Source organism: Hydrogenophaga sp. UC242_53, from assembly GCF_042696965.1.
GTDB lineage: Bacteria > Pseudomonadota > Gammaproteobacteria > Burkholderiales > Burkholderiaceae_C > Hydrogenophaga.
In genome coordinates, this window is sequence record NZ_CP170552.1 from 3,602,252 (window position 1) to 3,616,882 (window position 14,631).

The window sequence follows — 14,631 nt, forward strand, 5'->3', positions numbered from 1 at the left end:
CATCAGGCCTCGGCCGCCGCCTTCGCGTAGTGGCCGATCAGGGCCAGCAGCTCGTCTTCCGAGTAGGGCTTGCCGAGGTAGTGGTCCACCCCGAGTTCGCGCGCGTGCTCGCGGTGTTTCTCCGCGATGCGCGAGGTGATCATGATCACCGGCAGGTCGGACAGGCGCACGTCGCTGCGGATGTTGCGCACCAGGTCGAAGCCGTCCATGCGCGGCATCTCGATGTCGGACAGCACCACGGTCGGGCGCTCGGTCTGCAGCTTCTCCAGCGCCTGCAGGCCATCGGCCGCCAGCGTCACGCGGTAGCCCTCGCGCTGCAGCAGGCGCTGCGTCACGCGGCGCACGGTGATGGAGTCGTCCACCACCAGCACCAGCGGCACCGTGTTGACCTCCGCCGCGCTCTGCGCCAGCGCCTCGCCCAGGGACGTCGCCGCCTGCGGCGTCGTGCGCTGGTTCGCCACCCACTCGGCCACCTGGGCGCCGTACACCGTGGCCAGCGCCACCGGGTTGTAGATCAGCGCCACCGCGCCCGACGCCAGCACCGACATGCCCGCCAGACCCGGCAGCCGCGAGAGCTGCGCCCCCAGGTTCTTCACCACGACTTCCTGGTTGCCCAGCACTTCGTCCACGTGCATGCGCGACGCGCTGCGCCGCGCTTCGGAAAATCACCACCGGTTGTGTGCGGCCATGCACCTCGGTCGAATGCGCCGAGGATTGCAGCAGCGCGCCAGCCCAGTAGAAGGGCACGTCCTCGCCCGCCACATTGAGGTGGCCGCTGGCGTAGGCCTTGGTGAGGTCGTCGTTGCCCAGGCGGCGCACCACCTCGACCAGGTTGGACGGCACGCCCACGGTGAGCCCGCCCGCGCGCAGCATCACCACCTGCGTCACCGCGGTCGTCAGCGGCAGCACCAGTTTGAAACTGGTGCCCTGCCCGGCCTGCGTGGCGGTCTCGATGCGGCCGCCCAGCGCCACCACGTCGTTGCGCACCACGTCCATGCCGATGCCACGACCGGCCAGTTCGGACACCTCGCGCGCCGTGCTGATGCCGGGCTCGAACACGAGCTGGGCGGCTTCCTCGTCGCTCAACTGGGTACCTGCCGGCACGATGCCTTGCGCCAGGCCCTTTTCGCGCAGCCGCGCGAGGTCGAGGCCGGCGCCGTCGTCGGTGAAGACCAGCGACACGTCGTTGAGCTCATGGCCCAGCACGATCTCGATCTGGCCTTCGGTCGGCTTGCCGGCCTGTTGGCGCCGCTCGGGGGCTTCGATGCCGTGGGCCACGCTGTTGCGCAGCAGGTGTTCGAAAGCGGCGGTCATGCGGTCGAGCACGCCGCGGTCCATTTCGATGTTGCCGCCGGTGATGTCCAGCCGCACCTGCTTGCCGGTTTCCTTGGAGGCCTGGCGCACCACGCGGTACAGGCGCTCGGAGATGCCTTCGAACTCCACCATGCGCGTGCGCAGCAGGTCGCGCTGCAGTTCGCGCGTCTGGCGCGCCTGGGCGACCAGGCTGTCTTCGGTGGCCTCCACCGCGCGCTGCAGGTTGCGCTGCACGGTGCGCAGCGTCGTTCACCGACTCGGCCATCATGCGGGTGAGTTCCTGCACACGGGTGAAGCGGTCGAACTCCAGCGGGTCGAACGACTGGTCGGCGTCGCGCGCCTGGGCCAGCCGCGACTGCATCTGGGTCTCGGCCTGCAGCTCGATGTCGCGCAGCTGGCCGCGCAGACGGTCCAGGTTGCCCGTGAGGTCCTTGAGCGAGCCGCGCAGGGTCACGAGTTCGGACTCCATGCGCGAGCGCGTGATCATCACCTCGCCGGTCTGGTTGACCAGGCGGTCCAGCAGCTCGGGGCGCACGCGCACGGCGGCACCCGCGCGGGCCTGCAGGATCGTGGGCGCCTGCGGCAGCGAGATGCCGCTCAGGCCCCCTTCCCCGCCGATGGCGGCGGTGGCGGCCACGGGCGGTGCGGCGGCCTCTGCCACCGGCTGGGCCGGCAAAGGTTCGGGCACCGGCGGCGCGATGTCGATGATCTGGGCGTCGGCGTTGCGCAACTGCTCGAAACGCGCGCTGATGGCGTCGAACGCGGTCTGCAGGGGTTCGAGGTCGGCGCCGCGCTGAAGGTCGGAGCCCAACCGCTCGGCGGTGGTTTCCATGCGGTGCGCCATCTCGCCCAGCCGCAAGGCGCCGGCCAGGCGCGCGCTGCCCTTGAGCGTGTGCAGGTTGCGCAGCACCTCGGCGCGCGCGCTGCTGTTGTCGGGACGCGCCACCCACTGGCGCAAGGCGCCGTCGAGCTGAGGAATGAGCTCCTGCGCCTCTTCCGCGAAGATCGGGAACAGGTCGACGTCCACGGTATCGGCCACGTCGATGTCGTCGTCGATGTCCTGCACCACCTCGTGCACGCGGCTCACGTCGGCGTGCGGCGCGGTGAAGGCGGTGGTGTGTTCGGCGCGGTCGGGCACCTCGAAACCGGTCAGCGCCAGCACCGGCGCGCCGTCGTCCTGGGGTGCCTGCACCTCGGCGGGCGCTGGCTCCTCGACGGCGGGCCCGGGCTCGGGCTGCGGGTCGTGCACCACGCGGTACAGCGCGTCCATCAGCTCGGCGTTGGGCTCCTTGAGGAAGCCGGCGGCGAACTGGTGCAACAGGCGGCGGATGTCGTCCGACGCCTCGACGAACAGCTGGGCCTGGCCGGCGCTGGCCGGGTGGCCCGAGCGCTGGTGCATGCCCACCGATTCGATCGCATGCTCCAGCGCGCGCGCGATGTCGGACAGGGACTGGAAGCCCACCGTGGCCGAACTGCCGGCCAGCGAATGCGCCAGCGCCTCGGCCTGCTCGGGCACCGGCTCGTGGCGCTCCAGGGCCCACTCGGTCAGCACGGTGTTGAGGCGGCGGGACCACTCGTCGGCCTCGTTGAGGTAGACGTTGTAGAGCTTGAGGCCGATGCGCAGCGAACCGATGACCTTGGTCTGTTCGTCGGGGATGGCCTCGGGCTCGGGTTCGGGCAGCGCGAAAGGTTCGACCGACTGCGCCACTTCCAGGGCCAGATGGTCGTCCGCGGGGGGTGCCTCGACGGGCTCGGGCAGCGGTGCCACCACCGCCTCGTCCACCATCTCGGGCACGCTCGCCGGCAGCGGTTCTTCCACGGGATCGACCACCTGGGCCAGTTCGGGGTCGGCCCATTCGGGCTCGGCCAGGACGGGCTCGGGTTCGACCGGCATTTCGGCCGGCTCGGCTTGCGCGGCGGAGGAGAACGCGGCGAGGCTGCCGAAATCGATGTCGGCCAGCAGCGGCTCGGCGTCCAGCGGCGGGGCCACCACCGGCGGCTCGGCGGCGGCGTCCACCGGCGGGAAATCCTGGGTGGGCGGTGCATCGGCAGGCGCCTCTGCGGTCGCCGCCGCGGCTGCGGCCGCCGCCACGGCATCGAGATCGAGGTCGAACGAGGGCTCGGCCAGGGCCTCCCCCACCGGGGCCGGTTTGGCCGCCTCCGGTGGCACGAACACGGTGGCTTCCACCAGAGGCGCCGGTGCGGACGTGGCCGCCTCCGGCGAGGCCAGCGGCAGGTACTGCCCCTGGTCGCGCAGCGCCTCGGCGCTGGCGCGGAAGGGCAGCGAGCGCCAGGGCACGGCACGGCGTGCCGAGATGTCGTCCACCCAGCGCCCGAACTCGGTCATGGCCTCGCCCGAGAGCGTGAGCAGGGGCGGGCTGGCGGGCCGCTGTTCGGCCAGCACCGTGTTGAGCAACTGCTCCATGGCCCAGGCCGCTTCGCCGAACTCGTCCAGGCCGACCATGCGCGAACTGCCCTTGAGCGTGTGGAACGCCCGGCGCAGCGTGGTCAGGTGCTCCAGATCGCTGGGCTGCACCTGCAGGTGCGACACGGCTTCCAGGCCGTTGGCCACGACTTCGCGGGCCTCTTCCAGGAAGATGTCGAGCAGGTCGTCTTCGTCGTTGTCCGCGTCGCTGGGCGCTTCGGGCTCGGGCGCCTGGGCCGCCGTGGAAGACGCCGACAGGCCCACCAGGGCCTGCGCACCGGCGGCGGCATCGTCACCGACCACCGCCTCGGCCGCTTCGCGCGCGGCCCGCGCCACACCCGACTGCTCGGCCAGCGAAGCCTGATCCGCCAGCGAGTCGAGCTGTTCGCTCAGATCGACCAGGCTCAGGCCACCCTGCACGCTGTCGACCACGCGCTGCACGCCATCGCTGATGGCCTGCGCCTCTTCCAGGGCGGGTTGGTGCGCAGCATCGGCCCCCACACTGCGGCCCATGAGGGGCAACAGCTCGCCCTTCTCTTCGTCGAACACGAAAAGCTTCTTGGCCAGCGCCGGCTGGTAGTTGAGCATGTCGACGAGGAAGCTCATCGCGCTCAGGTTGTTGCCCAGCTGCTGGAAGGTGCCGGCCTCGCGCGCCAGCGCCTCGTCCACCTCGGTGTCGAGGATCTGGTCCACCGCGTTGCGCATGCGGGCCACGGTGAGCACCGCCTGCTCCAGCCCCAGCACGGAGAGCACGCCGCGCATCTGCCCCAGTTGGGACACCGCCACGTGCAGACCGGCCTTCTCCTGCGGGTTGCGGAAGAACTGGTCGAGCGATTTTTCCGCCTCGCCCAGCGAGGCCTTGAGTTCGCCGACCACGCTGCCCATGGTCTGGCGGTCGCTCACGCGCCGGTACAGCTGCTCCATCCACACATCCAGCGGCTGCGCGGGCCGCCCGGCGAGCACGCCTTCCAGGCGTTCGGCGAGGGCTTGCGTGCGTTCGGTCAGCTCGGGTGCGCTGGGGTCGAAATCCTCGAAGGCCGCTTCCAGGTACAGCGTGGTGGTGGCGACTTCCATCGCCAGCTCGGGGCGCACGTTGCCGGCTTCCTGCACGGCCTGATCGGCCGCCTTCACCAGGGCCTGGGCCAGCACGGTGCTGGCCGGGTGCAGCTTGAGCAGCGAATCACCGATCAGGCTGAACTGGTCGGCCACCTGCCGGGCGCGGCTGTTGTCGCCGCCGGAGTACAGCGACCAGACTTCCTTGGCCGCGTGGATGCGCTTGCGCGCCTGGGCGAGCACCGCCGGGTCGTAGCGGCCCAGCGTGGCCTGGTGGTAGTCCACCGGCGGCAATTGGCCCAGGCCGAAGGCGTCGCGCACCGCCGCCAGGTGGGGCGTGGTGGTGGCGGAAACCGCCGTGGGCTGGGCACAGAAGAACAGCAGGTCGTGCAGTAGGGTCTCCGACACCTGGGCCTTGCCCTGGCTGAGGTTGACGAACTGCAGCAGGATGCGCGAGGTTGCGCGCTTGACGTAGACGTCGGGCGGCAGCAGGCGCTGCGCCACCGCCTCGAAATAACCGGCGGCCACGCGCCAGAACGTGCGCGAGCGCGCATCGGCGGCGCCGGCGGACAGGCCGGCACTGAGCTTGGCCAGTTGCTGCGCGGCGGCCACGCTCTGGGTCTTCACGACCAGCAGCACCAGGCGGTCGAACAGCGAGCGCACCGCCGCGCTGGATTCGAGCGCGGCGACGTCGACCGGCGCGCCGACCTCCTTGCCCCGGTGTTCGAAGGGCCACAGATCGGCCGGGTGCACGCGCTCGGCCGCGGCCAGCTCCTGCACCTCGCGGTACTGCGCGAACAGCGCCACCGGCTGGATCGGCTTGTTGTTGAGCACCGCTTCCAGGTACTCGATCAGCGCGAAGCTCGCGCGCTCGACCTTGCCCGCGGCCTCTTCGTTGCAGGTGTTCGGGCGCTGCACGAAACGCTGCACCGCGGCTTCCATCGCGCGCAGCACCTGGGCCGGCGAGGTCAGCCCCACCATCTCCAGTGCCCCCACGGCCTGGTGCAACTGCTGGCGCGCCAGCCGCAGCGAACCGGGGTCCACCGCCTCCAGGTCGTTGTTGCGCGACAGTTCGGTCTCGCGCACGAAGCGCCGGATGGCCTTGTTGGCGCCGTCGAGCGATTTGCGCAGTTCCTCGAAAACCCAGGCCAGGGGGCCGAGGTCGGCGACCGGCGCGTCCGCTGGCAGGCTGTCGGTGTCGATGGCGGAGTCGAGCATGTTCTTCCAGTGGGTTGACGCGGGCGCCGAGCGGGGTCGTCAGGCGATCTTGAATCGGGCCACGGATTGGCGCAGTTCCTCGGCCATGGCCGAGAGCTCGCGCACCTGGGCCGCCGTGGAGCGCGTGCCTTCGCCGGTCTGTTCGGTCACCGCGAAGATGTGCTGGATGTTGCCGGCCACCTCGTTGGCCGAATCCGCTTCGCGGGACGCGGCATCGGAAATCTGTTCAATCAGTTCGGCGAGGCGGCGCGACACACGGTCGATCTCCGACAGCGCGGTACCGGCGTTGTCCGACAGCTTGGCCCCTTCGACCACACCCTGCGTGGAACGCTCCATGGCGGCCACCGCGTCCTGCGTGTCGGTCTGAATCGCCTTCACCAGCGCCGAGATCTGGCGCGTGGCATCGGCGGAGCGTTCGGCCAGCCGCTGCACTTCTTCCGCCACCACCGAGAAGCCCCGGCCGGCTTCACCGGCCGACGCCGCCTGGATGGCGGCGTTGAGGGCCAGCACGTTCGTCTGTTCGGTAATGTCCGAGATCAGTTCGGTGATTTCACCGATCTCCTGCGACGACTCACCGAGCCGCTTGATGCGCTTGGAGGTTTCCTGGATCTGGTCGCGGATGGCGTTCATACCGCCAATGGCGTCCTGCACGGCCTGCAGGCCCGACTCGGCGGCTTGCAGCGACGCGCGGGCCACCGTGGCCGACTCCTGCGCCTGGCCCGACACCTGGTTGATGCGCTGCGCCATATCCAGCACCGACTGGCCGGTTTCGCGGATCTCGCGCAGCTGTTCGGTGGACGCGGCCAGCAGCTCGGTCGAGGTGCTTTCCACCGCCGACGTCGTCTGCGCCACGCGCGTGGCCGTGGCCTGCACGTTGCCCACCAGCGAGCGCAGTTCTTCCACCGTGTAGTTCACCGAGTCGGCGATGGCGCCGGTGATGTCTTCCGTGACGGTGGCTTCCTGCGTCAGATCGCCTTCGGCCACCGTCTGCAGTTCGTTCATCAGGCGAAGAATGGCCGCCTGGTTGGCGTCGTTGACGCGCTTGGCGTCCTGCTCCAGCGATTCGGCAGCAAGCCGCTGCGATTCCGCGACCGACTGGCGCTGGCGGCTGTCGAGCAGCTGCACATAGGCCAGGCCGCCCGCGCACAGCAGGGCAAACAGGGCCGAGAGGGCCAGGGCCGCCAACTGGCCGCCACCGAGGCCCGAGCGCGACGACAGGTCGCCCTGCAGCTTCTCCAGGCTCAGGCGCAAGGGCTCGCTGTCGGCAATGATGCCGGCCTGCGCTTCACGCGCCGAGACCAGGCCCTGCAGGTTGCCCAGAATCGCGCCGGCTTCGACGCGCGTGGCTTCGTACAGCTTGAGCAGGGCGTCCAGGCGCTCGCGCACCTGCGGGTCGCGCGCGGCGGCCAGGCGCAGTTCGTCGCTGCCGTTGAGCAGGCCTTCGGCGATTTCCTTGAAGGTGTTCAAGTCCTTGCCGAGCAGGAACACCGCTTCCGGGCTCACGCCCTCCATCGTCAGGAACTCGTTGGCCGACTTGCCGATGCGCTGGGTCAGCATCACCAGCTGGCCCGAGGCCGAAATCTCGGCGGCCGGCGCGTTCTGCTGCAGCTTCAGCGAGGACACGGTCTCGGCGATCTCCAGCAGGTCCGACGACTGCCGGTTGATGGTGCGCAAGGCGTTGCCCACCTGCGTCAGGATGTTCTGCTGCGCCAGCACCGCCGCCGCATTGCGCTCGGCCTGGTCCACCTTGGGCAGGATCTTGCCGAGGTCTTCCGAATATTCGGCGCCCAGCGCGTCGAGCGACATCTCGCTGTCGCCGCCCTGCAGGCCGCGCAGCGTGCGGGCCATCACGGTCGAGCTGTCGCGCACCTCGGGGAAGGCGGCAGGGCTTCCGATCAGGGCCTGCGACACGCTCTTGGCCAGGCGCTGCGACTGCATCAGGGCCTGGCCGCTGGCGGCCACCTGCTGACCCACCTTTTCGGTCTGGGTCAGGGCATACAGCGTCACGCCACCGAGAACGACCAGGCCGAGCGCCAGCAGGATGGCCAGCGTGCGCTGGTGCTGCTCGGCCGGTTTGCTGCCCAGCAGCGGCAGGGTCACCTGGCCGCTGGCGTCGGGGCTGTCCTCGTCCACCATCGGATTGCCGACGAGGCCTTCCGATGCAAGCGTCGGCGCCAGGCGGGCCGCCGCGAGTTCGGCGACCTCCTGGTCGGTGGCATTGGAAAGGTCGGGTTCGTCGCCGGCTTTTTTCTTGAAGAGACCCTGGAATCGATCAAGCATAGCCATGTAAAAACCTTCCAACTGAAAACAGAATGACGAATGGACCCCATGCGGTCCGCGGGTTCAACCTTCAGGCGGCGATCGCCAGAAACTCGGGCTCGGCCACCAGCATCTGCAGATCCAGCTCCTGCCAGGACTGACCCTGGGCATCGACCAGCGAGCGGGTGAAATACGAAGGCGCGCCCTCGGGATTGGCCCCGAGCGCGGTGAACATGGAGGGGTTGCGCAGACCGAGCAGGCGGTCGATCCAGATCACGGCATTGAAGCCGAGCGCGGTGTGCAGGCTGACCAGGCGCGACTCGGAGGTCACGCGTTCGCTGGTCGGGGAAGGCAGCGCCGAGGCCGCCGAGCCGACCAGGCGGGCCAGGTCGATCACGCCGTGCAGGCCGCCGCGCAGACTGGCGACCCCGGCGTACCAGGGCTTGGTGTAGGGCACGCGCTGCAGCGCGGACCAGGGGAAGATTTCACCGGACTGCACCAGAGGGAGCAGGTAACGCCGGTCGCCGGCTTCGACCGCCAACCAGGTGGCGGTGACGGCTTCGGTCTTGGCGGCCGTCAAACGCTGGGCCAATCGTTCCTGGAGTTCCTTGAGTGATTGACGTTTGGCGATGCTCGGTGCGGTTCAGGTCGGTGGTGCGGTCAACCCAGCGCGCGAATCTTCGACAGCAACTCTTCCGCGTCGACCGGTTTGGTCACGTAGTCGCGTGCGCCCTGGCGCATGCCCCAGACGCGGTCGGTCTCCAGATTTTTGCTCGTACACATGACGATGGGAATGCTCGAATACTGAGGGTCCCGCGTGATGGCACGCGTGAGTTGAAACCCATTCTGACCGGGCATCACCACGTCCATCAGGATCAGATCGGGCTTTTCCTCGCCAAGCCGACGGAAGGCCTCGTCCGCGTTCTCAGCGGTGCTCACGGTGTAGCCGTTTTTTCCCAGCAGATCGGACAGGACCATCAGCTCGGTTTTCGAGTCGTCCACCACGAGGATTTTCCGAATGGGCATCACACTGCTCCTGTCAGGTTGGCGCCGAACTGCTGCACGGCTTGCAGCAGCTGGTCTTTGGTAAAGGGTTTGGTGAGGTAGTCCTGCGAGCCGACCATGCGCCCACGCGCCTTGTCGAACACGCCGTCCTTGGACGACAGCATCACCACGGGGATGCCGGCGAAGCGGGCGTTGCGCTTGATGATGGCGCAGGTCTGGTAACCGTCGAGGCGCGGCATGAGGATGTCGCAGAACACCAGATCGGGCTGGTAGTCGTTGATCTTGGCCAGGGCGTCGAAGCCGTCGTCGGCCAGCAGGACTTCATGCCCGCCCTGCTTGAGGAAAATCTCGGCGCTGCGGCGGATGGTGTTGCTGTCGTCAACCACCAGGACTTTGAGGGCAGGCGTTGTGCTCACGTTTCACTAGCTCCAGAGGGTGGGACAGAACGAGGAAAGCGAGACCGGAGAAATACCCTACCGGGTTCGCCAGGAAACCATCAAGCGCGCAGACCCCGACCTCAGATCTGCACCATTTCAAAATCTTCTTTGCGGGCGCCGCACTCGGGACAGGTCCAGTTCATCGGCACTTCAGCCCAGGGAGTGCCGGCGGCCACGCCATGCTCGGGTGCACCTGCGGCTTCGTCGTAAATCCAGCCGCAGATCAGGCACATCCAAGTCTTGGTTTCGGTCATGGTTATAGGGGGCATTGTCTTAGAATGCAAGCATTGTATCGAGCGACATAAGCCGCTCCGCAAGCCAGTTGGACCGGCTGTCGATCACGTTTGGCGCCCTGCGCAACGCACCCACCCGGGTGACCGCGCCACAACCCTTCCCCCCCTCCGTACCCATGCCCGATACACCCGCAACTTCCGCGCCCGAAACGGTCGAGAAGCCCGGCGAGATTTCCCTGCCGTGCGTGCTGACCTTCAACGCCAGCGATCCCAGCGGCGCGGGCGGCCTGAGCGCGGACATCACCGCCATGTCGAGCGCGTCGACGCACGTGCTGCCCATCGTCACGGGCGCCTACATCCGCGACACCTCCGACATCCACGACCACTACGCCTTCGACGAAGAAGCGGTGGCCGACCAGGCGCGCTGCGCGCTGGAGGACATGCCGGTGCAGGCCTTCAAGGTCGGTTTCGTGGGCAGCCCGGAAAACCTGAGCGTGATCGCGGAGATCACGACCGACTACAGCGAGGTCCCGGTCATCACCTACATGCCCGACCTCTCCTGGTGGGACGAGATGGCGATCGACACCTACCTGGACGCCTGCGCCGAACTGCTGCTGCCGCAGACCACGGTGCTGGTGGGCAACCACAGCACCTTGTGCCGCTGGCTGCTGCCCGAATGGGAAGGCGATCGCCCGCCCACCGCCCGCGAGGTGGCCCGCGCGGCCGCCGTGCACGGCGTGCCCTACACCCTGGTGACCGGGTTCAACGCGGCCGACCAGTACCTGGAAAGCCACCTCGCCACGCCCGAGACGGTGCTGGCCACGGCGCGCTACGAGCGCTTCGAAGCCACCTTCACCGGTGCGGGCGACACCCTGTCGGCCGCGCTGTGCGCGCTCATCGCGGGCGGCAGCGACCTGCAGGCGGCCTGCGCCGAAGCCCTCACCTACCTCGACCAGTGCCTGGACGCGGGCTTCCAGCCCGGCATGGGCCACGCCGTGCCCGACCGCCTGTTCTGGGCCCACGACGACGAGGGCGAGGAAGAAGAAGCCCCCGCCGAAGGCACGCCCGACAGCACACTCGACGCCAACGATTTCCCGCTCGACACCACGAGACATTGACCTTCGCTCCATGACCACCGATCGCAACCAGCAACTGTTCGACCGCGCCAAGGCGCTGATCCCCGGCGGCGTGAACTCGCCCGTGCGCGCCTTCCGCGCGGTGGGCGGCACGCCCCGTTTCGTGCAACGCGCCCAGGGCGCCCACTTCTGGGACGCCAACGGCCAGCGCTACATCGACTACATCGGCTCCTGGGGTCCGATGATCCTGGGCCATGCGCACCCGGCGGTGGTCGAGGCGGTGCAAAAGGCCGTGCTGGAGGGTTTCTCGTTCGGCGCGCCGACCGAGCGCGAGGTCGAGTTGGCCGAGGCCATCGTCGAACTGGTGCCCAGCATCGACATGGTGCGGCTGGTGAGCTCGGGCACCGAGGCCGGCATGAGCACCATCCGCCTGGCGCGCGGCGCGACCGGCCGCAAGAAGATCATCAAGTTCGAGGGCTGCTACCACGGCCATGCCGACGCCCTGCTGGTCAAGGCCGGCTCGGGCCTGGCGCACCTTCGGCAACCCCACCAGCTCCGGCGTGCCGCCCGAGGTGGTGCAGCACACCCTCGTGCTCGAATACAACAACCTCGAACAACTCGAGGCCGCGTTCGCCGAGCACGGCCCTGAACTGGCCTGCCTCATCATCGAGCCGATCGCGGGCAACATGAACTTCGTGCGCGCCAGCGTGCCGTTCATGAAGCGCTGCCGCGAGCTGTGCACGCAGCACGGTGCCCTGCTCGCCTTCGACGAGGTCATGACCGGCTTCCGCGTGGCGCTGGGCGGCGCGCAAAGCGTGTACGCCCAACTCATCCCCGGCTTCGAGCCCGACATGACCGTGATGGGCAAGGTGATCGGCGGCGGCATGCCGCTGGCCGCCTTCGGCGCCAAGCGCGCGGTGATGGAACAGCTCGCCCCGCTGGGCGGCGTGTACCAGGCCGGCACGCTCTCGGGCAACCCGGTGGCCACGGCCTGCGGTCTGGCGCACGCTCAAGGAAATTCGCCAGCCCGGTTTCTACGACAAACTCGCGGCCACCACGCGTTCGCTGGTTGATGGCCTCAAGGGCGCCGCCGCCGCCGAGGGCGTGGCACTGAGTGGCGACAGCGAGGGTGGCATGTTCGGCTTCTTCCTGTTCGACGAACTGCCGCAGAACTACGCCAAGGTGATGACCACCGACGGCCCGCGCTTCAACACCCTGTTCCACGGCCTGCTGGACCGCGGCGTCTACATCGCGCCGGCCCTGTACGAAGCCGGCTTCGTGAGCGCGGCGCACACGGCCCAGGACATCGAAGACACGGTGGCTGCGGCGCGCGAGGTGTTCAAGCAGCTGGCGCGCTGAGCGCGGGCTTCGGTCAGTACGCCCGAAAAAAACGGGCGTGCTCCCGGTGCATGTGCGAACGCAGCGTCAGCCAGTCCCGCAGCGCGGCCTGCGTCAGCGGCGACGGGTCCTGCGCGCACAGGTCGAAGGCGTCTCCGAGGCGCCTGAACTCGGCATCAAGATCGCGCTGCGGCGCCAGCGCATCCGGCATCGGGCCCATGGCGATGTCGGCATGGCCCCAGACCATGATCTCCGCAACAACGCGCCTTCGCTCCAGCATGAGGCGGCGGTGCATGGCCGAACGCCGGCGCGCACCGAAGCGGCGGAGCACGGGATTCGAGTCACCGGCTTGCACCATCGCCAGGATCACATCGAGCTGCTCGATCAGGTGAATCCAGGGCTCGGGCTGAAAACGCACGGTGGATGCTTCAGGCATCTTCTGCAGAGTGAGCATGCGGGTCTCCTGTTGTTGTTCTGGGTCGGCCGTCTGGATCGCGCCGGCCCAGAGAATAGAGAGCCGCCTTGAAAACAGCCATTTGATTGGCCGCATCCGAAGAATAGAAGTTAACTATTCAAGGTCGGGGACCCCGCAAGAAAAAGGGCCGCGGCAGGTTTCTGCGGCGGCCCGGAGGGCATTCAGGCGCGTGGCGCCGTTCGCTCAATGGCGGAAGTGGCGCACGCCGCTGTAGACCATGACGACACCGCGCTCGTCCGCCGCGTCGATCACTTCCTGATCGCGCATCGAACCACCCGGCTGGATCACGCAGCTCGCGCCCGCGTCCACCACCACGTCCAGGCCGTCGCGGAACGGGAAGAAGGCGTCGCTGCGCCACCGCCGTGCCCTGCAGCGAGAGCTTGGCGTGGCCGGCCTTGATGCTGGCGATGCGCGCCGAGTCCAGGCGGCTCATCTGGCCCGCGCCCACGCCCATGGTCATGCCGTCCTTGCAGAACACGATGGCGTTGGACTTCACGAACTTCGCCACCTTCCAGGCGAACAGCAGGTCTTCGATCTGCTGTTCGGTCGGCTGCAGCTGGGTGACCACCTTGAGGTTGCTGCGTTGCAGCACGTGGTTGTCGGCGCTCTGGATCAGCAGGCCCGAGCCCACGCGCTTCACATCGCTGAGGTTCAGGCCCTTGTCCCACGCCGTGGCGCCGCCCGGGGGCAGCGCGATTTCGAGCACGCGCACATTGGCCTTGGCCTTGAAGACCTCCAGCGCCTCGGGCGTGTAGCCGGGCGCCATCAGCACCTCGACGAACTGCTTGCTGATTGCCTGCGCGCCCGCGCCATCGAGCACGCGGTTGAGCGCGATGATGCCGCCGAAGGCGCTGGTGGGGTCGGTCTGGAAAGCCTTGCCGTAGGCCTCCAGCGCGTCCTTGCCCACGGCCACGCCGCAGGGGTTGGCGTGCTTGACGATCACGCAGGCCGGCACCTCGAAGCTCTTGACACATTCCCAGGCCGCGTCGGCGTCGGCGATGTTGTTGTAGCTGAGTTCCTTGCCCTGCAGCTGCCTGGCCGTGACCAGCGAGCCCGGCGCGGGGTGCAGGTCGCGGTAGAAGGCGGCGCTCTGGTGCGGGTTCTCGCCGTAGCGCAGGTCCTGCAGCTTGACGAAGCGGCCGTTGCTCTGGGCCGGGTACTCGCTGCGGCGGGGCACGCTGGCGCCTTCCTCGAACTCGATGGACGAGAGGTAGTCGCTGATGGCCGCGTCGTAGTTGCTGATGCGGTTGAACGCGGCGACCGAGAGCGCGAAGCGCGTCTTGTCGCTGAGCTTGCCGCTGGCCTTGAGTTCGTCGATCACGGCCGGGTACTGGGCCGCGTCGGTCAGCACCGCCACGTCCTTCCAGTTCTTCGCGGCGCTGCGCACCATGGCGGGGCCGCCGATGTCGATGTTCTCGATCGCGTCTTCCAGCGTGCAACCGGCCTTGGCGCACGGTGGACTCGAAGGGATAGAGGTTGACGATCAGCAGGTCGATGGTCTCGATGCCATGGGTCTTGAGCGCGGCCATGTGCTCGGGCAGGTCGCGGCGCGCCAGCAGGCCGCCGTGCACCTTGGGGTGCAGCGTCTTCACGCGGCCGTCGAGCATCTCGGGAAAGCCCGTCACCTCGGCCACCTCGGTCACCGGCAGGCCTTTCTCGGCCAGCAGCTTGGCGGTGCCGCCGGTGGAGATCAGGGCCACGCCGAGGCCGTGCAGGGCCTGGGCGAGTTCGACGATGCCGGTCTTGTCGGAGACGGAAATGAGTGCGCGCATGGAAGAGAGGGCTTGGGAGGTTGGGA

At 68.5% G+C, this 14,631-nt stretch carries 7 protein-coding genes and 3 pseudogenes; 2 read left to right on the plus strand and 8 right to left on the minus strand.

Features of this window, described 5'->3' with window-relative positions; all coding sequences use genetic code 11:
* Window positions 1-2: 2 nt before the first annotated feature.
* The 6 genes and pseudogenes from ACFJI0_RS18145 to ACFJI0_RS18170 form a co-directional block, all read right to left on the minus strand.
* Window positions 3-6,010, minus strand: a pseudogene (locus ACFJI0_RS18145) (Hpt domain-containing protein).
* A 39-nt stretch (window positions 6,011-6,049) separates the two neighbouring features.
* Window positions 6,050-8,296 (minus strand): methyl-accepting chemotaxis protein, encoded by a 2,247-nt coding sequence (locus ACFJI0_RS18150; protein WP_382321624.1) that lies wholly within the window; start codon window positions 8,294-8,296, stop codon window positions 6,050-6,052.
* Window positions 8,297-8,360: 64 nt separating this feature from the next.
* A complete protein-coding gene (locus ACFJI0_RS18155) occupies window positions 8,361-8,900 on the minus strand; it encodes a chemotaxis protein CheW (protein ID WP_382154797.1) in 540 nt (179 codons plus the stop codon).
* Window positions 8,901-8,929: 29 nt separating this feature from the next.
* The gene (locus tag ACFJI0_RS18160) at window positions 8,930-9,295 is read right to left on the minus strand and encodes a PleD family two-component system response regulator (protein ID WP_291120771.1); all 366 of its coding nucleotides are present in this window, start codon (window positions 9,293-9,295) and stop codon (window positions 8,930-8,932) included.
* Entirely contained in the window at window positions 9,295-9,690 is a 396-nt protein-coding gene (locus tag ACFJI0_RS18165) for a PleD family two-component system response regulator (protein ID WP_291125525.1), read from the minus strand. Before ACFJI0_RS18165 ends, ACFJI0_RS18160 begins: the two co-directional genes overlap by 1 nt.
* A 101-nt stretch (window positions 9,691-9,791) precedes the next feature.
* Window positions 9,792-9,965, minus strand: coding sequence for a rubredoxin (locus ACFJI0_RS18170; RefSeq protein ID WP_291120767.1), 174 nt, complete (start codon window positions 9,963-9,965; stop codon window positions 9,792-9,794).
* Between the two features lie 155 nt (window positions 9,966-10,120).
* Here ACFJI0_RS18170 and ACFJI0_RS18175 point away from each other — a divergent pair, with 155 nt between their 5' ends.
* Window positions 10,121-11,062 (plus strand): hydroxymethylpyrimidine/phosphomethylpyrimidine kinase, encoded by a 942-nt coding sequence (locus ACFJI0_RS18175; protein WP_382321626.1) that lies wholly within the window; start codon window positions 10,121-10,123, stop codon window positions 11,060-11,062.
* Between the two features lie 10 nt (window positions 11,063-11,072).
* Window positions 11,073-12,379 (plus strand): annotated as a pseudogene (hemL, locus tag ACFJI0_RS18180) (glutamate-1-semialdehyde 2,1-aminomutase).
* A 13-nt stretch (window positions 12,380-12,392) separates the two neighbouring features.
* Here hemL and ACFJI0_RS18185 read toward each other — a convergent pair.
* Both ACFJI0_RS18185 and purH read right to left on the minus strand, forming a co-directional pair.
* The gene (locus tag ACFJI0_RS18185) at window positions 12,393-12,812 is read right to left on the minus strand and encodes a hypothetical protein (protein WP_382321628.1); all 420 of its coding nucleotides are present in this window, start codon (window positions 12,810-12,812) and stop codon (window positions 12,393-12,395) included.
* A 204-nt stretch (window positions 12,813-13,016) separates the two neighbouring features.
* Window positions 13,017-14,605, minus strand: a pseudogene (gene purH / locus ACFJI0_RS18190) (bifunctional phosphoribosylaminoimidazolecarboxamide formyltransferase/IMP cyclohydrolase).
* Window positions 14,606-14,631: the final 26 nt, after the last annotated feature.

Bases quoted from the DNA above. Each gene is read 5' to 3' on its own strand.
- ACFJI0_RS18150 (WP_382321624.1), bottom strand. From the start codon at position 8,296: ATGGCTATGCTTGATCGATTCCAGGGTCTCTTCAAGAAAAAAGCCGGC.
- ACFJI0_RS18160 (WP_291120771.1), bottom strand. From the start codon at position 9,295: ATGCCCATTCGGAAAATCCTCGTGGTGGACGACTCGAAAACCGAGCTG.
- ACFJI0_RS18170 (WP_291120767.1), bottom strand. From the start codon at position 9,965: ATGACCGAAACCAAGACTTGGATGTGCCTGATCTGCGGCTGGATTTAC.
- ACFJI0_RS18175 (WP_382321626.1), top strand. From the start codon at position 10,121: ATGCCCGATACACCCGCAACTTCCGCGCCCGAAACGGTCGAGAAGCCC.
- ACFJI0_RS18185 (WP_382321628.1), bottom strand. From the start codon at position 12,812: ATGCTCACTCTGCAGAAGATGCCTGAAGCATCCACCGTGCGTTTTCAG.